Annotated in this window: 19 protein-coding genes; 7 read left to right on the top strand and 12 right to left on the bottom strand. The window is 71.8% G+C overall.

Going from position 1 to position 20,207, the window contains the following annotated elements:
• Positions 1-20: 20 nt before the first annotated feature.
• A complete protein-coding gene (locus tag FB157_RS25155) occupies positions 21-605 on the bottom strand; it encodes a PaaI family thioesterase (protein WP_145882909.1) in 585 nt (194 codons plus the stop codon).
• Positions 606-717: 112 nt separating this feature from the next.
• Here FB157_RS25155 and FB157_RS25160 point away from each other — a divergent pair, with 112 nt between their 5' ends.
• On the top strand, positions 718-1,206 hold the full coding sequence (locus tag FB157_RS25160) for a DUF3093 domain-containing protein (protein ID WP_145882910.1): 489 nt from the start codon (positions 718-720) through the stop codon (positions 1,204-1,206).
• A 26-nt stretch (positions 1,207-1,232) separates the two neighbouring features.
• Here FB157_RS25160 and FB157_RS25165 read toward each other — a convergent pair whose 3' ends face one another.
• The 4 genes from FB157_RS25165 to FB157_RS25180 form a co-directional block, all read right to left on the bottom strand.
• A complete protein-coding gene (locus tag FB157_RS25165) occupies positions 1,233-2,153 on the bottom strand; it encodes a hypothetical protein (protein ID WP_186581673.1) in 921 nt (306 codons plus the stop codon).
• A 13-nt stretch (positions 2,154-2,166) separates the two neighbouring features.
• Entirely contained in the window at positions 2,167-2,463 is a 297-nt protein-coding gene (locus FB157_RS25170; RefSeq protein ID WP_005481602.1) for a DUF4193 domain-containing protein, read from the bottom strand.
• Between the two features lie 393 nt (positions 2,464-2,856).
• Positions 2,857-4,125: a HAMP domain-containing sensor histidine kinase gene (locus tag FB157_RS25175; RefSeq protein ID WP_145882911.1), complete on the bottom strand. Its 1,269-nt coding sequence runs from the start codon at positions 4,123-4,125 to the stop codon at positions 2,857-2,859.
• 6 nt (positions 4,126-4,131) lie between these two features.
• Positions 4,132-4,785 (bottom strand): response regulator transcription factor, encoded by a 654-nt coding sequence (locus tag FB157_RS25180; protein WP_145882912.1) that lies wholly within the window; start codon positions 4,783-4,785, stop codon positions 4,132-4,134.
• 413 nt (positions 4,786-5,198) lie between these two features.
• Between FB157_RS25180 and FB157_RS47445 the strand changes: the two genes are divergently transcribed.
• On the top strand, positions 5,199-5,372 hold the full coding sequence (locus FB157_RS47445) for a hypothetical protein (RefSeq protein WP_186581674.1): 174 nt from the start codon (positions 5,199-5,201) through the stop codon (positions 5,370-5,372).
• An 88-nt stretch (positions 5,373-5,460) separates the two neighbouring features.
• Here the strand turns inward: FB157_RS47445 and FB157_RS25185 are convergent, their stop codons facing one another.
• Complete coding sequence (locus FB157_RS25185) at positions 5,461-6,276, bottom strand: inositol monophosphatase family protein (protein WP_145882913.1); 816 nt, start codon at positions 6,274-6,276, stop codon at positions 5,461-5,463.
• Between the two features lie 8 nt (positions 6,277-6,284).
• Positions 6,285-7,412: a ferrochelatase gene (locus FB157_RS25190; RefSeq protein ID WP_145882914.1), complete on the bottom strand. Its 1,128-nt coding sequence runs from the start codon at positions 7,410-7,412 to the stop codon at positions 6,285-6,287.
• A gap of 170 nt (positions 7,413-7,582) precedes the next feature.
• Here FB157_RS25190 and FB157_RS25195 point away from each other — a divergent pair, with 170 nt between their 5' ends.
• From FB157_RS25195 to sepH, 3 genes are all read left to right on the top strand, one after another.
• Complete coding sequence (locus FB157_RS25195; protein ID WP_145882915.1) at positions 7,583-8,821, top strand: MFS transporter; 1,239 nt, start codon at positions 7,583-7,585, stop codon at positions 8,819-8,821.
• Entirely contained in the window at positions 8,781-10,109 is a 1,329-nt protein-coding gene (locus FB157_RS25200) for a D-arabinono-1,4-lactone oxidase (protein WP_145882916.1), read from the top strand. Before FB157_RS25195 ends, FB157_RS25200 begins: the two co-directional genes overlap by 41 nt.
• A 580-nt stretch (positions 10,110-10,689) precedes the next feature.
• Entirely contained in the window at positions 10,690-11,730 is a 1,041-nt protein-coding gene (gene sepH / locus FB157_RS25205; RefSeq protein ID WP_145882917.1) for a septation protein SepH, read from the top strand.
• A gap of 60 nt (positions 11,731-11,790) precedes the next feature.
• Here the strand turns inward: sepH and FB157_RS25210 are convergent, their stop codons facing one another.
• Positions 11,791-12,642 (bottom strand): sulfurtransferase, encoded by an 852-nt coding sequence (locus FB157_RS25210; RefSeq protein WP_145882918.1) that lies wholly within the window; start codon positions 12,640-12,642, stop codon positions 11,791-11,793.
• 317 nt (positions 12,643-12,959) lie between these two features.
• On the opposite strand from FB157_RS25210, the gene FB157_RS25215 reads away from it, so the two are divergent.
• A complete protein-coding gene (locus tag FB157_RS25215; RefSeq protein WP_145882919.1) occupies positions 12,960-13,748 on the top strand; it encodes a VOC family protein in 789 nt (262 codons plus the stop codon).
• 226 nt (positions 13,749-13,974) lie between these two features.
• Here the strand turns inward: FB157_RS25215 and FB157_RS25220 are convergent, their stop codons facing one another.
• From FB157_RS25220 to FB157_RS25235, 4 genes are all read right to left on the bottom strand, one after another.
• On the bottom strand, positions 13,975-14,625 hold the full coding sequence (locus tag FB157_RS25220) for a thymidine kinase (protein WP_145882920.1): 651 nt from the start codon (positions 14,623-14,625) through the stop codon (positions 13,975-13,977).
• Between the two features lie 45 nt (positions 14,626-14,670).
• A complete protein-coding gene (locus FB157_RS25225) occupies positions 14,671-15,915 on the bottom strand; it encodes an alkaline phosphatase family protein (RefSeq protein WP_145882921.1) in 1,245 nt (414 codons plus the stop codon).
• Positions 15,915-16,511, bottom strand: coding sequence for a DUF5998 family protein (locus FB157_RS25230; RefSeq protein WP_145882922.1), 597 nt, complete (start codon positions 16,509-16,511; stop codon positions 15,915-15,917). The genes FB157_RS25225 and FB157_RS25230 overlap by 1 nt, the downstream gene beginning before the upstream one ends.
• 231 nt (positions 16,512-16,742) lie before the next feature.
• Positions 16,743-19,607: a bifunctional GNAT family N-acetyltransferase/acetate--CoA ligase family protein gene (locus FB157_RS25235; RefSeq protein WP_145882923.1), complete on the bottom strand. Its 2,865-nt coding sequence runs from the start codon at positions 19,605-19,607 to the stop codon at positions 16,743-16,745.
• Positions 19,608-19,783: 176 nt separating this feature from the next.
• On the opposite strand from FB157_RS25235, the gene FB157_RS25245 reads away from it, so the two are divergent.
• Positions 19,784-20,065 carry an HPr family phosphocarrier protein gene (locus FB157_RS25245; RefSeq protein WP_071381868.1) on the top strand — a complete coding sequence of 94 codons (282 nt, stop codon included), beginning with the start codon at positions 19,784-19,786 and terminating at the stop codon, positions 20,063-20,065.
• Positions 20,066-20,207: the final 142 nt, after the last annotated feature.

Genomic DNA, 20,207 nt, shown 5'->3' on the forward strand with positions numbered 1-20,207 from the left:
GCCGAGGGGGTGCTCGAAGCTCACGGGTTCACCTCGAAGGCGCGGGCACGGCGGATCTGGTCCGGGTCGCTCATGGCGGCCTGGATCTCCTCCTCGCGGCCGTGGTCGATGAAGTGGTCGACCTTCACCTCGATGAAGAGGGCGTCCGCGCGTACGGCGACGGGCCCGTCGGGGCTCCCGATCCGGCCGGTGGCGGTGGAGTAGATCTTCCGCCCGGCCACGGCGGTGACCTCCGCCTCCAGGTACAGCGTGGTGTCCACCGGGACCGGCCGCACGAAGTCGGTCTCCAGCCGGCCGGTGACGGCGATGGTCCGCAGCAGCCAGTTCAGCGAGCCGAGGGTCTCGTCGAGGGCGCTGGCCAGCACTCCGCCGTGCGCGAGGCCCGGGGCGCCCTGATGGGCGGGCTGGACGGTGAACTCGGCGGTCAGCGAGACCCCCTCACCGGCACGTGCCTCCAGGTGCAGGCCGTGCGACTGCGCGGGACCGCAACCGAAACAGTGTTCGTAGTGGGCACCGAGAAGCTCGCCGGGTGCGGGAGCATCGGGGTGCCGTACCGGTTGCACGGCGTCGGCGGGGGGCTGAAGAGCTGCGGAACTACCACTCACAGGCGCAGACCTTACCCGCCCGCCCGTCACCCACCACCGCCCCACCCGAGAGCGCTTCGCCCCGGCTGCCCCGACTCCGGCGATATCCGGATACCGTGCCAAGCTTGGCCCCATGCAGCTCTCCGCCACTCCCTACGAAGAACGCCTCACCGCCCCCCGCTCGTGGTGGCTGATCAGCTTCCTCGTGGGCGTCTCGTTCGCCCTGATCCTGCTCCCGTTCGGCACGCTGCCGCTGCTCGGCGGCCTGGTCGGCGGTACGGCCGCGGCCGCGGTGGTGGCCAGTGCCTACGGCTCCCTGCGCATCCGTGTGGTGGGCGATTCGCTGATCGCGGGCGAGGCGAAGATCCCGGTGTCGGCGCTCGGCGACGCGGAGATCCTGGACCCGGAGGAGGCCCGCGCCTGGCGCACGTACAAGGCCGACACCCGCGCGTTCCTGCTGCTGCGCGCCTACATCCCGAGGGCCCTGCGCGTGGAGGTCACGGACCCGCAGGACCCGACGCCGTACCTGTACCTGTCGACGCGCGAGCCGGAGCTGCTGGCGGCGGCCATCGAGGCGGCGAAGCACCGGGCTGGCGGCCGGTCCGAGGACCAGCAGGCGTAACCGCGTGCGGGGACGTGCGGGGGACGTCAGTCCCCCCAGTCCTCGGGAGGCTCGTCCAGCTTCAGGGGCTTGGCGGGCTTCTCCAGCGGCGGGAGCTCCGCCAGCGCTTCCCAGGGCACCTGGATCTTCCGCAGGTCGGCCCGGACCCGCGCGGCGAGCTTTCTGGTGTCCCGGCGGTTCATGACCGCCCCCACCGCCGCGCCCACCATGAACGGCATGAGGTTGGGCAGATCCCGGACCATGCGTTTCATGATCTGCTGACGCAGCTCGCGTTTCATCTGGCCCCCGAGGGCCGTGTTGACCGTCGACGGCTTCATCACGTCGATCCCGCGCTCCCCCGACCAGGAGGACAGATACGCGGTACTGCGGGCCACCACGTTCCCGGGCGGCCGCACGCCGTACAGCTCGTGCAGCTCGGCGATCAGCTTGAGCTCGATCGCCGCGACCCCGGTGATCTCCGCGGCCAGTTCGGTCGGCATGGCAGGCGGCACCGGCAGCATCGCCGCAGCACCGATTCCGGCCCCGACCGTCGAGGTCGCGCCGGCCGCGCCCGCCACGAGTTTGTCGGCGATCTCCTCGGGCCCGAGGCCCGGGAACTGCCTGCGCAGCGTCGCGAGGTCGCGTACGGGGACACGCGGGGCGATCTCGATGATCCGGTCCGTGATGTACGCCAGCCCCGCCCTGGCGCGGCTGCCGCCCATACGGGCGCCTTCCCGGGCCAGATCCCGCGCCTTGTCACGGATCACCGCGGCCCGCCGCCTGGCGACAGGCGCGGGCCGCCGCGCCGGCGTCGGCGGGCCTTCTGGGCCCGACGCCGGTTCGAGCGAGGCTCCCACACCGGGCGAGCCCCGCTCGTCGTCACGCGCGCCGTGCGGGCCGTCGTGCGGCCCCTTGTCCGCTCCCGGCAGGGGGAAGCGGCGCTTCCGTGGAGGGGTCGAGCCAGTCACGGCCGACCCGTCCTCAGTCGCAGTCGCGGCAGATCGGCTGACCGTTCTTCTCCCGGGCCAGCTGGCTGCGGTGGTGCACCAGGAAGCAGCTCATGCACGTGAACTCGTCCTGCTGCTTGGGCAGCACGCGGACGGCCAGCTCCTCGTTCGAGAGGTCGGCGCCCGGCAGCTCGAGGCCCTCGGCGGCCTCGAACTCGTCGACGTCTACCGCCGAGGTGGACTTGTCGTTCCGACGGGCCTTCAGTTCTTCGAGACTGTCCGAGTCGACGTCGTCATCGGTCTTGCGTGGAGTGTCGTAATCGGTTGCCATGTCGCTCTCCCCCTCTGGGTGTCTGCGGTGTCTCCAGCGCACGTAACGCGTGAGAGGCCGGACTTGTGCCCGACCTGAGGCGGAGATTTTGCCTCACATCAAGGTCTGTTACTCAATCGACACCCAACCCGACACCTCAAGAGTGATCGGCTTGGATGGCGGTGAGGACCGTACACGGTTCGAATGCCGCACCTCAAAGGCGCCTCACCGTGTACTTCCCGTGATCAAGAGCCCTGAAAACCAGGATTTTCCCGGCTTTATGGCTCCTGTCATGATCACGGAACGTACATGACTGGAAATCCGCCCATGTGATCGATCACACAGGGTCAACCTGAAAGGGTGCCCAGAAAATTCCGCGCAAAGCGAACATCCTCCGCGTGTGTCGGATCTGCGTCACAACGGCAGGGTGACGCGCATCACCAGGCCGCCGCCCTCGCGGGGCTGCGCCACGATGTGGCCGCCGTGCGCGCGGGCCACGGACCGGACGATGGACAGGCCGAGGCCCACCCCCTTGTCACTGCCCGTGCGCTCCGTACGGAGCCGTCTGAAGGGCTCGAAGAGGTTGTCGACCTCGTACGCCGGCACGACCGGCCCGGTGTTCGAGACGGTCAGCACCGCCTGCCCGTGCTCCACCTCCGTGGTGACCTCGACCCATCCATTCTCGGCCATGTTGTAGCGCACGGCGTTCTGTACGAGGTTCAGCGCGATCCGCTCCAGCAGCACGCCGTTGCCCTGCACCACGGCGGGTTTGCGCTCACCGCTGATCTTGACGCCCTTGGCCGCCGCCTCGGCGTGCACCTGGTCGACGGCCTGGCCGGCCACCTCGGCCAGGTCGACCGGTTTGCGCTCGACGATCTGGTTGTCGCTGCGGGCGAGCAGCAGCAGGCCCTCCACCAGCTGCTCGCTGCGCTCGTTGGTGGCCAGCAGCGTCCTGCCGAGCTGCTGCAGCTCCACGGGGGCGTTCGGGTCGGACAGGTGCACTTCCAGGAGCGTGCGGTTGATCGCGAGCGGTGTGCGCAGCTCGTGGGAGGCGTTGCCGACGAAGCGCTGCTGGGCAGTGAAGGCGCGCTCCAGTCGCTCCAGCATGTCGTCGAAGGTGTCCGCCAGCTCCTTCAGCTCGTCGTCCGGGCCGTCCAGCTCGATCCTGCGGGACAGATCCGATCCGGCCACCTGACGGGCGGTGCGGGTGATCCGGCCGAGCGGGGACAGCACGCGGCCCGCCATCGCGTAGCCGAACGCGAAGGCGATCACGGCGAGGCCCAGCAGGGCCAGCAGCGAGCGGCTGAGCAGGTCGTCCAGGGCCGACTGGCGCCGCAGGTCGACGCAGTGGCTGATCGCGTCGTTGAAGTCCTGGAGCGACAGACCGGACGTGTTCCCGGCCATGTTGATCGCGGGGCAGTAGTCGCTGGTGATCTTCAGCTGGGAGCCCTGGCTGAAACTGACGATCCGGAACGGCGGCATGTTGCCGGTGGTGATCGCCTGCGCGGCCAGCAGGTAGATGATCGACAGCAGCAGGATGCCGGCGATCAGGAACATGCCGCCGTACAGCAGCGTCAGCCGTATCCGGATCGTCGGGCGCAGCCAAGGGAAGGGCGGCTGCGGCCGCCGGGGGTCCCAGGTGGGCTTCGGGGGCGTCTGGGCGGGTGTGGGTGTCGTGGCCACGGCGGATCAGATCCGGTAGCCGGAGCCGGGCACGGTGACGATCACGGGCGGCTCGCCGAGCTTGCGGCGCAGCGTCATGACCGTGACACGGACCACGTTGGTGAACGGGTCGGTGTTCTCGTCCCAGGCCTTCTCCAGCAGCTGCTCGGCCGAGACGACCGCGCCCTCGCTGCGCATCAGCACCTCGAGGACCGCGAACTCCTTGGGTGCGAGCTGGACCTCCCTGCCGTCGCGGAAGACCTCGCGGCGGTTGGGGTCGAGCTTGATGCCCGCGCGCTCCAGGACCGGGGGCAGCGGCACGCTCGTACGGCGTCCGAGGGCGCGCACACGCGCGATCAGCTCACTGAACGCGAACGGCTTGGGGAGATAGTCGTCCGCGCCGATCTCCAGGCCCTCGACGCGGTCGCTGACGTCGCCGGACGCGGTGAGCATGAGCACGCGCGTGGACATGCCCAGCTCCACGATCTTGCGGCAGACGTCGTCGCCGTGCACGAGCGGGAGGTCGCGGTCGAGGACGACCACGTCGTAGTCGTTGACGCCGATGCGCTCCAGGGCGGCCGCACCGTCGTACACGACGTCGACGGCCATGGCCTCCCGGCGCAGTCCGGTGGCCACCGCATCGGCGAGCAGCTGCTCGTCCTCGACGACGAGTACGCGCACGTCGCTTGTCCTTCCTGTGTCCACCCGCGTAGCGCTCAGTGAGCGCGCGCGGGCGGGGGTGTCCGTGGGATGTGGCCTCCATCCTGCCCTTTTCGGTCATAAGTCGGCTGTAAGGCGGGGTCCGGGCCGCAGGGATGCGGCTCCCGGGGCGGGAATGCGGGATTTTCTCTGGCGGTTGAGGTTTCCACGGAAGGACGTGAGGGGAGGACGGCTTTACACCCCGCGATCACGCTCTGCATGTGCCGCAACACCATGCGGTACGTCGTAGTCCGCTTCCGCAGAGCGGGCGTGGGTGTCCGGCACCGTCGCCGCCCGGCAGGGGGGCGCTGGGCACCCGCGTAGGACGTGATCGCCCCTTCCTAACGGCACACCCCCGTGCCACCGACCCACGACCCAGGACGAGGGGGCGCAGCATGGACGCATTCACCGCAGGACTTCTGCAGCGCATAAGGGCGACCGAGTCCGACCTGTCGCGGGCTCGTGACGAGGGCGACGACTTCCTCGCCGAGGTGGAGCAGGCAGAGCTCGACGACCTGCGCCGCCTCGCCGCCGAACACGGTGTGGAAGTCGGCGCGTCACGCGTCTGATCGGCCCGCAGCACAACGGCGGAACCCCCCGGCGAATCCAGCGCCGGGGGGTTCCGTCGTTCTCGCGCCCTGCGCCGGCGCGGTCCCGTCAGTCGTGCCAGGCCCCGAATTCCTCCAGCAGGCGCTGAAGGGGCTCGAAGACGCCCGGTGTACCCGCGACCGTCAGATCACGTGACGGGCGCTCTCCGGGCCGCCCACCGGTCAGCGCGCCCGCCTCCCGCGCGATCAGGTCCCCTGCCGCGAAGTCCCAGGCGTTGAGTCCCCGCTCGTAGTACCCGTCCAGGCGGCCGCAGGCCACGTCGCACAGGTCGACCGCGGCCGACCCGCTGCGCCGGATGTCCCGCAGCAGCGGGATCAGCCGGCCGGCCACCCCGGCCTGGTGGGCGCGGACGCCGGCCACGTAGTTGAAGCCCGTGGACACCAGCGCCTGGTCCAGCGGGGGCGCGGGGCGGCAGGACAGTGCCCGCTCGCCCTCCCACGCGCCCGTGGCCCAGGCGCCGCCGCCGCGTACCGCGTGGTACGTCTCGCCGCGCATCGGTGCCGCGACGACCCCGACGACGGTCTCGCCGTCCAGCTCGGCCGCGATGGACACGGCCCAGGTCGGCAGCCCGTACAGATAGTTGACGGTGCCGTCGAGCGGGTCGATCACCCAGCGGACGCCGCTGGTGCCCACGGCGTCGGCGCCCTCCTCGCCCAGGAAGCCGTCGGCCGGGCGGCGGTCGGAGATCAGGCCGGTGATCAGCTTCTCCGCCGCGATGTCCATCTCGGTGACGACGTCGATGGGGCTCGACTTGGTCCTGGCCACCGCCAGATCGGCGGGACGGCCGTCCCGCAGCAGCTCGCCGGCGCGGCGGGCGGCCTCCTGGGCCAGGTCGAGCAGTTCCCTGTGCAGGGCGTCGGTCACGGGTCTCCTCACGCGTAGGGGCTGTCGGCGCCGGCGGCGGCCGGGTGGGGGGCACGGGCCGGGCAGCAGCCCACCGGGCAGAGGTTGTGGCTCGCGCCGAGCGCGCCCAGGGCGCACGGCGTGACCTCCTGCCCGCGCTCCACGGCGGCCCGCTCCAGGATCAGCTCACGGATCGCCGCGGCGAACCGCGGGTCGGCACCCACGGTGGCCGAGCGGCGCACCGGCAGGCCCAGTTCCCCGGCCTTGGCCGTGGCCTCGGTGTCGAGGTCGTAGAGGACCTCCATGTGGTCCGAGACGAAGCCGATGGGCGCCATGACGACGGCCGGGGCGCCGGCGGCGTGCCGCTCCTCGAGGTGGTCGCAGATGTCCGGCTCCAGCCAGGGGATGTGCGGGGCGCCGGAGCGGGACTGGTAGACGAGCCGCCAGGGGTGGTCGACGCCGGTGCGCTCACGGACCGCGTCGGCGATCAGCTGGGCCACGTCCAGGTGCTGCTCGACGTACGCGCCGCCCTCGCCGTGGGTCTCGACCGGGCCGGAGGTGTCGGCGGCGGCGGTCGGGATGGAGTGGGTGCTGAAGGCGATGTGGGCGCCGTCGCGGACGTCCTCGGGGAGGTCGGCCAGGGAGCGCAGCACGCCGTCGGCCATGGGCTCGACGAAGCCGGGGTGGTTGAAGTAGTGCCGCAGCTTGTCGATCTTCGGCAGTTCGAGGCCCTCCGCCCGCAGGGTGGCCAGCGCGTCGGCGAGGTTCTCGCGGTACTGGCGGCAGCCCGAGTAGGAGGCGTAGGCGCTGGTGGTGAGCACCAGGACGCGACGCCGGCCGTCGGCGACCAGCTCGCGCAGGGTGTCCGTCAGGTAGGGCGCCCAGTTGCGGTTGCCCCAGTAGACCGGCAGGTCCAGGCCGTGCTCGGCGAAGTCCTTGTGCAGGGCGTCCAGCAGGGCGCGGTTCTGGTCGTTGATCGGGCTGACCCCGCCGAACAGGAAGTAGTGCTGCCCGACTTCCTTGAGCCGTTCCTTGGGGATGCCACGCCCACGCGTGACGTTCTCCAGGAACGGGACCACGTCGTCGGGGCCTTCGGGGCCGCCGAACGAGAGCAGGAGCAGGGAGTCGTAGGGGGTGGCATCGAGCGCGTCTGGCATGGGTCGATCCTGCCACCCGGCCCTGACAGCCGGGCAACAGCAGAGTGAAGAGTCGAGTTCCAGCCGGTTTAGTCCGGTATTTCCGGCCGTGATTCCTGGTGCAATTAGGGTCACCTAACTCGTAAGCTGTATCAGCCGCATTCGCGCCTTACCGATGTCCCGGAGACCACGTGCCCAGCCCCTACCGCGCCCTGTTCGCCGAGCCCGGCACCAAGAGCTTCTCCGCAGCCGGCTTCGTCGGCCGGATGCCGCTGTCGATGATGGGCATCGGCGTGGTCACGATGGTCTCCCAGCTCACCGGGCGCTACGGCCTCGCGGGCGCGCTGTCGGCCACCATCGCCCTGTCCGCCGCCGCGGTCGGGCCGCAGATATCCCGGCTGGTGGACCGGCACGGCCAGCGCCGGGTGCTGCGCCCCGCGACCCTGGCGGCGCTCCTGGCGGCTGCCGGACTGCTGCTCACCGCGCATCTCGGGTGGCCGGACTGGATGCTGTTCGTCTGCGCGGCCGGCATCGGCACGGTGCCGAGCCTGGGCGCGATGATCCGGGCCCGCTGGGCGGCCCTGTACCGGGGCACGCCGAAGCTGCACACCGCCTACTCGTTCGAGTCGGTGGTGGACGAGGTGTGCTTCATCTTCGGGCCGATCATCTCCATCGGCCTGTCCACGGCCTGGTTCCCGGAGGCGGGTCCCCTGCTGGCGGCCTGCTTCCTGGCCGTCGGCGTCTTCTGGCTGACCGCCCAGCGCGCCACCGAGCCGGAGCCGCACCCGCGCGAGCGGCACGACGGCGGCAGCGCGCTGCGCTCGGCCGGGCTCCAGGTCCTGGTGGCCACCTTCGCGGCCACGGGGACGATCTTCGGGGCGGTCGACGTGGTCACCGTCGCCTTCGCCGACGAGCACGGCCACAAGGCGGCCGCGAGCGTGGTGCTGGCGCTGTACGCCGCCGGTTCCTGTGTCGCGGGTGCCGTGTTCGGGCTGCTGCGCTTCTCGGGAGCCCCGGAACGTCGCTGGCTGCTGGGCGTGGGGGCGATGGCCGTGAGTATGATCCCCCTCCTACTGGTCGGAAACTTGCCGCTTCTGGCCGTGGCGCTGTTCGTTGCGGGGCTGTCCATCGCACCGACGATGATCACGACGATGTCCCTCATCGAAGAGCACGTACCTCGCGCGAAGCTGACCGAGGGCATGACCTGGGTCAGCACCGGCCTCGCGGTCGGGGTCGCGCTCGGCTCCTCCGTGGCCGGCTGGGTGATCGACGCAGCCGGTGCGCGTGCCGGGTACGGGGTTCCGGTCGTGTCCGGAGCCGTCGCGGTCGCGGTCGGTTTCCTGGGGTACCGCCGGCTCCGCAGGCCGGCCGCGGGTCGGGGAGGCACCGTTGAGCACCACAGCGAGCGCGAAGAACGGCACCTGGCGTAACTGGGGCGGCAATGTCGCCGCCCGCCCCGCCCGGCAGGTCGAGCCGGCCTCGGTGGAGGAACTGGCCGCGGCCGTGCGCAAGGCGGCCGAGGACGGCCTGAAGGTGAAGGCGGTCGGCACCGGGCACTCCTTCACGTCCATCGCCGCCACCGACGGTGTGCTGATCCGCCCTCAACTGCTGACCGGCATTCGCGACATCGACCGGGACGCCATGACCGTGACGGTCGAGGCGGGCACCCCGCTCAAGAGACTCAACGCGGTCCTGGCGCGCGAGGGCCTGTCGCTCACCAACATGGGCGACATCATGGAGCAGACCGTCTCCGGTGCCACCAGCACCGGCACCCACGGCACGGGCCGCGAGTCGGCCTCCATCGCCGCCCAGATCAAGGCGCTCGAACTCGTCACCGCCGATGGCTCGGTGCTGAGTTGCTCCGAGAAGGGGACCGAAGAAGAACGCGCGGTCTTCGCGGCCGCCCGGATCGGCCTCGGCGCGCTCGGCATCGTCACCGCGATCACCTTCGCCGTGGAGCCGCTCTTCCTGCTCACCGCGCGCGAGGAGCCGATGCCCTTCGAGCGGGTGCTGGCCGAGTTCGACCAGCTGTGGGCCGAGAACGAGCACTTCGAGTTCTACTGGTTCCCGCACACCGGCAACACCAACACCAAGCGGAACAACCGCAGTGCGGGCCCGGAGCAGCCCGTGGGACAGCTGGCCGGGTGGTTCGAGGACGAGTTCCTCTCCAACGGCGTCTTCCAGGTGGCGCAGTGGGTCGGCCGCGCCGCCCCCGCGGCCATTCCGGCGATCGCCCAGGTCTCCAGCAAGGCGCTGTCCGCGCGGACGTACACCGACATCCCGTACAAGGTCTTCACCTCTCCGCGCCGCGTGCGCTTCGTGGAGATGGAGTACGCCGTCCCGCGCGCGGCCCTGGCCGACACGCTGCGCGAACTGAAGGCCATGGTCGACCGTTCCGGTCTGCGCGTCAGCTTCCCGGTCGAGGTGCGCACCGCTCCGGCCGACGACATCACCCTGTCCACCGCCTCGGGCCGGGACAGCGCGTACATCGCCGTCCACATGTTCCGGGGCACGCCGTACCAGGCCTACTTCACCGCCGCGGAGCGCATCTTCACGGCGCACGAGGGGCGGCCGCACTGGGGCAAGGTGCACACGCGGGACGCGGAGTACTTCGCCGGGGCCTACCCGCGCTTCGGCGAGTTCACGGCGCTGCGGGACCGCCTCGACCCGGAACGGCTGTTCCAGAACGACTACTTGCGGCGGGTCCTGGGGGCGTAAGGCGTCACCGCGGACCCGACGGGCGTGGGCGTCGCGCCGACGGTCGCGCCGACGCCGTCGACGGCACCCGTCGACGGCACGTCCGAATACGACGAGTGGGCGGAAGACACCGAAGGGTCCGCGCCCGCACCGGAATTCGGGGAGGCCGGACCCCCGACCGGCGGCCGCGTCGGGCGAAACCATTAGTTCCGTTTCTGGGGATTGCGTGAAGTTCGCCACGTTCATGATCGGCAAAACGGGTTGCGCAGGGCCAAGTCGCGTCCCTTACGAGAAGTTGGGCGGCGCGCCAATCCACGCACGTGGTCCGAATGGAGTACTGTTGCGAGCCCTGGGTCCGGTCTCCCACCAGGGTGTCCGCGGCCTTGCAGGACCGCCGGGAGGGGGCTTGTTGCACAGGGTGATGAGGTTCGTCACTTAGCGTTGCGAATAGGTAACCGTGCCATAACGGCGACCCAGGGCCCGTGCCCGACACGCCGGGCAACTCGGCAAGGTTGTGGCAGGCTGCACCCGGGCAGGCCACACTCGACTAGCGGAAGCAGCGACGCACGTGACGTCGGCAGGCACCACCCGGGAGGTCCCCATGCCCGAACTGCGTGTCGTGGCCGTCTCGAATGACGGCACACGGCTGGTGCTCAAGGCTGCCGACTCTACGGAGTACACGCTTCCGATCGACGAACGCCTGCGCGCCGCCGTGCGCGGCGACCGGCCACGCCTCGGTCAGATCGAGATCGAGGTCGAGAGCCATCTCCGTCCCCGCGACATCCAGGCCCGTATACGTGCCGGTGCCACCGCGGAAGAGGTGGCCCAGCTCGCCGGCATCCCCGTCGACCGGGTGCGGCGCTTCGAGGGTCCGGTACTGGCCGAGCGCGCCTTCATGGCCGAGCGGGCCCGCAAGACCCCGGTCCGCCGCCCCGGTGAGAACTCCGGCCCGCTGCTCGGCGAGGCCGTGCAGGAGCGGCTGCTGCTGCGCGGTGCCGAGAAGGACACCGTGCAGTGGGACTCCTGGCGCCGTGACGACGGCACCTGGGAGGTCCTCCTCGTCTACCGGGTCGCGGGCGAACCGCACTCGGCGAGCTGGACCTACGACCCGCCCAGGCGGCTCGTCCAGGCCGTGGACGACGAGGCGCGCTCGCTGATCGGCGAGTCCGACGACCTCGCCGTGGCGGAGCCGAGTTTCCCGTTCGTCCCGCGCATCGCCAGGCTGCCGCGCGAGCGTTCGATGGACCGCGCCCTCGACCGGAGCGACCGGGAGCGGCCGAGCCTGCCGGCCCAGTCCTCCGAGCCCGCCGAGGAGAGCACGGGCGAACGCGACTCGCTCACCAGCCTGTTGGAGGCGGTGCCGAGTTTCCGGGGCGACCTGGTGGTCCCGGAACGGCCCGTGGAGTCCCCGGAGGAACCCGTCGAGGAACCTGCGGTGGAGGAGCCCCCGGCGCCCGCGGCCTCGGCCGGCTCCGCCTACGCGGACGTCCTCATGCCCCGCTCGGTGGGCAGCCACCGCGACCGGCTCATCGGAGCCACCGACCGCCAGGCCGAGGCCGACGGTGTCCGCCCCGGCCGCCGCGCCGCGGTACCGAGCTGGGACGAGATCGTGTTCGGGACCCGGCGCAAGAAACAGGAGTAAACCGGCCGTACGGCCGTATGAAGTGGGGGCACGCGTGCGTGCCCCCACTCTTTCCGTCGCCTACTGCGGGTCCGGCCCCACCGCGACCGGACGGGACGGGTCCGAGGACCACTCCGACCAGGAGCCGACGTACAGCGCCGCCTCGATGTCCGCGACCGCGAGGGCCAGCACCTCGTGCGCGCCCGAGACACCCGAGCCGCAGTAGACGCCCACCGGCGCCTCCTCGGACACGCCCAGGGCCTTGAAGCGGTCCCGCAGGTCCGCCGCGGGCAGGAAGCGGCCGTCCGGGCCCACGTTCTCGTTCGTCGGCGCGGACACCGCGCCCGGGATGTGCCCACCGACCCGGTCGATCGGCTCCACCTCGCCGCGGTACCGCTCCCCCGCGCGCGCGTCGAGCAACACGCCCGAGCGGGCCAGTGCGGCGGCCCCGTCCGCGTCGAGCAACCCGGCCGCGGCGGGCGCCGGTTCGAAGTCGCCCTCCGCCGGGTCGGGCACCTCCGTCGACAGCGTGCCCTGCCAGGCGGGCAACCCGCCGTCGAGCACCCGCGCGTCCGGGTGACCCGTCCAGCGCAGCAGCCACCACGCGCGCGCCGCCGCCCAGCCCTGTCCGCCGTCGTAGACGACGACCGGACGTCCTGCCGACACGCCCGCGCGGCGCATGGCCGCGCCGAACTCCTCGAGGTCGGGCAGCGGATGGCGACCGCTGTCACCGGGGGTCGAGGCCAGCTCCCGGTCCAGGTCGACGAAGACCGCGCCGGGGAGGTGCCCGGCCGTGTACTCGGCCCGGCCGTCGAAGGCGGGGGCGCCCGCGGCCTTGGCCATGGTCAGCTGCCAGCGGACGTCCAGCAGGACGGGCGGACGCTCCCCGGCCAGGTCGGCGGCGAGTTCGGTTGCGGTGATGATGGCTGTCATGGGTCCATCCTTACGCCAGGGGTGGCCGAGGCGTCCAGGTCCGGCTAATCTGCTCCGCCGGGCGGGCTCGATCACGAGGCGTACGGGATCGAGCACACGCTGTACAGCTGACGGCCACCCGTCGGCCACCGTCAGGAAGCATCCAAAGGCGGCAGATCGGACATCCTCCCAGGGGTATCGCCCGGGGCGTCGGCGCACGGTGTGCGGCACGCCGGAGGATGCGGGTACCGGCACGGGCGTGCGCGCGCCAGCGGCACACCCCTTCCGGGGAGCGGAAGCGACACGGCCACCGCGAGGGGCCGGGGAGAGAGTGATCGATGACCGAGGCACGGGAGTCGGCCGGTCCGCACGCGTGGTGCACACCGGGTTCGCCCTGCTGGGTGAGCCTGATGGTGCACCGGCTGGCCACGACCGAGGAGTTCTACGGGGAGCTGTTCGGCTGGGAGTTCCGGCCGGGCCCGCAGCAGCTCGGCCCCTATGTGCGGGCGCTGCTGGACGGGCACGAGGTGGCGGGCATCGGCCAGCTGCCGCCGGACCACCGGCTGCCGGTCGCCTGGACGCCGTACCTCGCCTCGGACGACGTGGACCAGACGGCCGATCAGGTGCGGCTGTGCGGTGGCACGGTGGCCGTCGGACCGCTCGACGCGGCCGAGGCCGGGCGGATGGCCATCGCGGCCGACCCCACCGGAGCGGTGTTCGGGATCTGCCAGGCGGGCGCCCACTTCGGCACGTCGCTCAGCGGCGTCCCCGGTACCCCCGCATGGAACGAGCTGCTCACCTTCGAGACGGAGAGCGTCAGCAAGTTCTACGAGGTGGTGTTCGGGTACGAGGAGGAGCCGGTGCTGTCCGCCGGCTTCGACTACCTGACGCTGTGCATCGGGGGGCGCCCGGTGGCCGGCATCCACGGCGTCGGCCATGGTCTGCCCCGGGACCGGGGGCCGCACTGGCTGACGTACTTCGAGGTCGCGGACGCCGACGCGACGCTGCGGCAGGTCGCCGAACTGGGCGGCCGGGTGCTCAGGCCGGCCCATGACAGCGAGCACGGGCGGGTCGCCACGGTGGCGGATCCGGAGGGAGCGGTCTTCTCGGTGGTCCAGGGCAGGTGAGCGGCCGCCGCCCGGCATCCTGGAGGGGCCCGACGACCGTTACGAAGTGATCGCCTCCCGCACGAGCGAGCAGAAGACGGGCGGCGCATCGCCTCGGTGAGGGATGCACGCCACGAACCGCATCCCCTACGTGCAGGCCAACTTGATCGTGGTCAAGGACGGCGCCGAGCGGTGCGGCGGTCTCCTGATGGTGTGCTGCCGGCCGGCCTCGCCGTGGCGGCACAGGTCAGCCGGACGTCACCGGCAGCACGTCAGGTGAGAGTGCCGCCGCTCGCGCCGTCGCGCTCGTCATCCGCTTGCGGTAATGACGGCGGCACAGGACCTCGTACCCGACGATCTCCGCGGCCACGCCCACGTCCCCCACCACGACCTGCTCGCCCTCGACGACCATCTCGCCACCCACCGTCCGTGCGTTGTGGGTGGCCCGTGCCCCGCACCAGCACATCGCCTCGACCTGCAGCGTCTCGACCCGGTCCGCCAACTCGATCAGCCGCTGCGAGCCGGGGAACAACTTGGTCCGGAAGTCCGTGGTGATGCCGAACGCGAACACGTCGAGGCCCAGATCGTCCACGATCCGGGCCAGCTGGTCGATCTGCTCCATCAGCAGGAACTGGGCCTCGTCCACGATGACGTAGTCGACCTTGCCGCCTCGCGACATGAGCTCCACCACAAACGCGTAGAGATCCAGTTCGGGCGTCGCCTCCACCGCCTCGGTCACCAGCCCCAGGCGCGACGACAGCTTGCCCTCCCCCGCACGGTCGTCCCTCGTGAAGATCACGCTCTGCAGACCGCGAGCCGAACGGTTGTGCGCGATTTGGAGAGCCAGTGTCGACTTCCCGCAGTCCATCGTTCCGGAGAAGAACACCAGCTCGGGCATGAGAAGTTGAGCACCTTTCGGGGAGTGGTCACAGGGCGGGGAGGTTCAGGAGCGTACTTCGAGCAGCGGGACCAGCTGCTCCGCGGGGGTCATCGAACCGTGGTTGCCGGTCAGCGACGACTCCTTGGGCTCCTGCTCGGAGGCGATGATCAGGACGTCGTCGTGCGCGGCCGCGACCACGTCACCGATGCGCGCGTACACCCGGTCGTCCACCTGCGGCCCGAACCAGCCCGCCGCGATCGCCTCGTCCCGCGAGGCCACCCAGAACTGCTCGCCGAGCACCTCGCGCCAGACGGTCAGCACGTCGTTCTCGGCGCCCGGCACCGCGTACACGTGCCGCGCCCGTCCCTCCCCGCCGAGCAGGGCGACTCCGGCGCGCAGCTCCCAGTCCTCGTCGAAGTCGATGCGGTGCTGCTCGTCGAAGGGGACGTCGACCATGCCGTGGTCGGCGGTGACGTACAGGGCGCTGCGCGGGGGCAGCTGCTCGGCCAGGCGCTGGGCGAGCCGGTCGACGCACATGAGCTGTCCGCGCCAGGTGTCCGAGGCGACGCCGTAGCGGTGTCCGGCGCCGTCCAGCTCGGCGTAGTACGTGTACACCAGGGAGCGGTCACCGGCGGCCAGTTGCTCGGCGGCGAGGTCCATGCGGTCCTCGCCGGTGAGCCGTCCGTGGAAGGTGCCGCCACTGAGCGCGATCTTGGTCAGCGGGGTGTGCTGGAAGGTGGGCGAGGACACCTGGGCGGAGTGCACCCCGGCCTCGTGGGCCAGCTGGAAGATCGTGGGGTAAGGCTGCCAGGGGCGCGGGTCGGTGTACGGCTGCCAGCGGAGCTGGTTCATCAGCTCGCCGGTGGCCGGGTTGCGGACGGCGTAGCCGGGCAGGCCGTGGGCGCCCGGGGGCAGACCGGTACCGACGGAGGCCAGGGAGGTCGCGGTGGTCGCCGGGTAGCCGGCGGTGAGCGGTCGTCCGGTGCCGCCGCGCGAGCTGCCGAGCAGCGAGGTGAGGAAGGGGGCCTCGTCGGGGTGCGCCCGCAACTGCTCCCAGCCGAGCCCGTCGACCAGGAAGACACAGGCCCGGTCCACCGGGGTCAGCTCAGTGATCGCGGCGGTCGTGCCGGGTACGCCGAGGCCGGCGGCCAGGGTCGGGAGGAGGTCGGCGAGGGATCCGGTGCCGTACTCGGGCAGCGGCGCGGTGTCCAGGGGGAGCGGTTCGGGGTGGCCCCAGGAGTAAGGGGCGGCAGATGCGGGCACGGTGCGCCCTCGGTCATGGGCGGCGGAGGGAGACGGGTGGGACATCAGCGCGTGATGTCCGCGGTCGCCTCGGAGATGGCCTGCGCGAAGGCGAGCGTCTGGCGCACGGTCTCCGGGCCGTCCCCGGCCTCGCTGACGCGCAGGCTGAGGTCGTCCGCCGTGGAGTTGCCCGTGTAGCCGTGGTCGGCCTCACAGTTGGGGTCGCCGCAGGCGGCGGGCTCCAGGTCGATGCGGCTGACCGCGCCCCAGCCGATGGTCAGCACGACCTCGCGGGGCAGCGTGCCCGGCGTGTACTGCTCCGGGTTCGCGACGACGCGGCTGACGACGACCGACGAGATCCGGCCGAGCTTCACGGACTCCGTGGACGTCGTGGCGTACGGCGTCGGGGAGGTGCTGTCGGCGGCCTGCTCGTCGGTGTGGCTGACGATGAACCGGTTGCCGGTGAGGACGAGGACGGTCACATGCCGCCGCACCTCGTTCTGGTCGAACGTCGTCTCCTGGTGGACCAGGTACGACCGGATCGGCTCGCCGCCCACAGCGGCCTCCACCGCCTCGGACACGAGGGCCGGGTAGTAGCCGCTGCGCTCGATCGCCGTGCGCAGCCCCTGGGTCGTCGTACTGGTCTTGGCCATGGCGTCCATCTTAATCCGTGGGCAAGGGGGGTCCGGGCCAGTCGCGCGTACCTGTGGCGGCCCTCGCACCCGTGCGCGAGTGCCGCGGGACGAGTCCCGTCAGTATGTCCGGACGCTCGGCGGCGATCGGACGGGAGACGGGTTCGCGCCCGCCGGCATCCGCTTCGAACGCGACGACGACGGGCGGTGCTTCGCCCAGGGCGCGCACGAGCCTCGCGATCTCCACGGGCCCCCTCCCCCTCAGTAGGCCGGCAGTGTGCGCGGGCCCAGGTCGTCGCGGGCTGGTGGCGGGGCGAGCCGCAGGGTGGCGCCGAGGACGCTCACGCCGTGCTGGGCGACGACGACCGGCTCCAGGGTGACGGCGACGACCTCGGGGTGGTCGTCCACCAGCCGGGACACCCGCAGCAGCAGCTCCTCCAGCGCGGGTGTGTCCACGGGTGTGGAGCCGCGCCAGCCGAACAGCAGCGGCGCCGTCCGGATCGACCGCACCAGTGAGGTCGCCTCCCGGTCGGTGACCGGGACCAGCCGGTGCGCCATGTCCCCGAGCAGTTGTGAGGCGGCCCCGGCGAGCCCGAAGGACAGCACGGCCCCTGCCGCCGGATCGATCACCGCCCGTACGACCGTGTCGACGCCGCGGGGCGCCATCCCCTGCACCACCGGCCGCAGCTCCTCGGACGGCCCGAAGAGCTCGGTCAACTCGGCGTAGGCCCTCCTCAGTTGCTCCTCGTCCGCCAGATCGAGGCGTACGCCGCCCAGGTCGGCCCGGTGCCTGAGGTGCGGGGCCGTGGCCTTGAGGGCCACGGGGTAGCCGAGGGTGCGGGCGGCCGCGGCGGCGGCGTCCGGGGTGGGGGCGGCCAGCGCCCGGCGCACGTGGACGCCGTACTTCTCGAGCAGCTCGCAGGTCTCCGCCTGCCCGGTCGTGAGCCCCTGCCCACGCTCCAGCAGTGCTCCGATCAGCTCGGCGGCCCCCTTCTCGTCGATGTCGTCGTACTCCGGCACCTTGCCCGGATCGGCGGCCTCCCGCCGCCACTGCCCGTACTTCACGGCTTCGGCAAGGGCCCGGACGGCGCGCTCGGCGGCGGGGTAGGCGGGGATGAGGCGGGAGCCGGTGCCTTCAGGGGTGGGGTTCTCGGGGCTTTCGGGTACGGGTGTCGCCGCGGTGGGCAGTCGTTCCGCAGGGTGGAACGGGCGGGCGGCGCCCTCGGCGCCGGGTGCCTTCGCAAGGGCCTGCGGTGCCGTACTGGCCGCGGCCGACAACGCCTCCGCAAGCCCCCCGAGCTCCACGTGCACCACCAGCACCGGCTTGCCCGGGACGGCAGCCGCAGCCGACCGGAGCGCCTCGGCCAGCTCCGCGTCCCCCGGTGATCCCTCCCCGATCGCCGGGATCGCCGTGACGACGACGGCGTCACACGTCTCGTCCGCCAGCGCCCGCGACAGCGCCCGGTGGAAGTCCGCCGCCGTCGCCCCGGTCGTCAGGTCCAGCGGCGGCGACGGCCGCAGCCCCTCCGCGAGACAGCGGTCGTACGTCAGCACGCCCAGCGACTCGGAGTTCCCGACGATCGCCACGCGCGGCCCCGTGGGCAGCGGCTGCCGGGCGAGCAGCAGCCCCGCGTCGACCAGTTCGGTGATGGTGTCGACCCGGATCACCCCGGCCTGCCGCAGCAGCGCGGAGACGGTCGCGTGCGGCAGCCGTGTGGCCCGTACCGCGTGCCCCTGCGGCGCGGATCCCACGCCCTGCACGACGACGAGCGGCTTCGCCGCCGCCGTGCGCCGGGCGAGGCGGGTGAACTTGCGCGGGTTGCCGAGGGACTCCAGGTACATCAGGACGACATCGGTCTCCGGGTCGTCGTACCAGTACTGGAGGACGTCGTTGCCGGACACGTCGGCCCGGTTCCCGGCGGACACGAAGGTGGACACCCCGGTGACCCCGGTGACGCCTCCCCCGCGCCGGTGCAGCCGGGACAGCAGCGCGATACCGATGGCCCCCGACTGTGTGAACAGGCCGATGCGGCCCGGGCGGGGCATCTCGGGTGCGAGCGAGGCGTTCAGCAGGACGTCCGGCGCGGTGTTGATGACACCGAAGGCGTTCGGGCCGATGATCCGCATGCCGTACGCGCGCGCGAGCCGGACCAGGGCCCGCTGCCGCTCGCGCCCCTCGGGCCCGCTCTCGGCGTACCCGGCCGACAGGACGACCAGTCCCTGCACCCCGTGCTCGCCGCACTCGGCGACGACCGCGGGCACGTGCTCGGCCGGTACGGCGACGACGGCGAGGTCCACCGGGCCGTCGATGTCCCGCACCGAGCGGTACGCGCGCACCCCGTCGACCTCCTTGAGGTCCTCGGGGAAGGCCTTGTTCACGGCGTACAGATCGCCGGGGTGGCCGGCGTCCCGGATGTTGCCGAGGACGCTGCGGCCCACCCCGCCGGGCGCGCGGCCGACGCCGACGACCGCGACGGAGCCGGGCGCCAGCAGTCGCCGTACCGAGCGGGCCTCGGCGCGCTGCTCCCGCGCGCGCTGCACCGCGAGCGAGCGGTCGGTGGGCTCGAGGTCGAACTCCAGGCGTACGACGCCGTCCTCGAAACTGCGCTTCTGCGTGTACCCGGCATCCGTGAACACCTTGATCATCTTGGTGTTGGCGGGCAGCACCTCGGCGGCGAAGCGGCGGATCCCGCGCTCGCGGGCGACGGCGGCGATGTGCTCCAGGAGGGCGGAAGCGACCCCGCGGCCCTGGTGGGCGTCCTGCACCAGGAAGGCGACCTCGGCCTCGTCGGCGGGCGCGGAGGCGGGCCGACCGTCGGGACCAATGCGGTCATAGCGTACGGTGGCGATGAACTCGCCGCCGATCGTGGCGGCAAGTCCCACCCTGTCCACGAAGTCGTGGTGCGTGAAGCGGTGGACGTCCTTGGCGGAGAGCCGTGGGTACGGCGCGAAGAAGCGGTAGTACTTCGACTCGTCCGAGACCTGCTCGTAGAAGCTGACGAGGCGGTCGGCGTCATCAACGGTGATGGGCCGGATGCGCGCGGCACCCCCGTCGCGCAGCACAACGTCCGCCTCCCAGTGGGCGGGGTACTCGTGCCGGTCCTGCCGGTCCGCCGGGCTCTGCATGGGCCCCAGAGTAAGGCTCGCGTACGACAACGGCGCGAGGCAGTCTGTGAGGACGGAAGCCGGACCGAGGCCGCGGTCCGGCGACACACCGGAGCGGAACGAAGGTCCGCGCCGGGCACGCTTCGCGATATGGGAAACTGGTCTAGACAACCCTGAACACCGAAGGGCAGCAACACATGGCTGAGCGCCGCGTCAACGTCGGCTGGGCCGAGGGCCTCCACGCCCGTCCCGCCTCCATCTTCGTCCGGGCCGCCACGGCCGCAGGTGTCCCGGTGACGATCGCCAAGGCTGACGGCAACCCCGTCAACGCGGCCTCCATGCTGGCTGTCCTGGGCCTGGGCGCCCAGGGCGGCGAGGAGATCGTCCTCGCCTCCGACGCCGAGGGCGCGGACATCGCCCTGGACCGTCTGGCCAAGCTGGTCTCCGAGGGCCTGGAAGAGCTCCCCGAGACCGTCTGAGGCATGCCGGTGAGCCGCGCCACCCTTTCCGGGTGGCGCGGCTTCCGCGTTTTTGGTGCCCGGTCCGGGAAATTCACCGCAGGCACACCGAAGGCGCGCTACCGTGAATTGACGGCGCGCCGGAGAAAAGGGCAGCGGAAAT

The organism is Streptomyces sp. BK340 (genome assembly GCF_007827595.1).
In the GTDB taxonomy this organism is placed as follows: Bacteria; Actinomycetota; Actinomycetes; order Streptomycetales; family Streptomycetaceae; genus Streptomyces.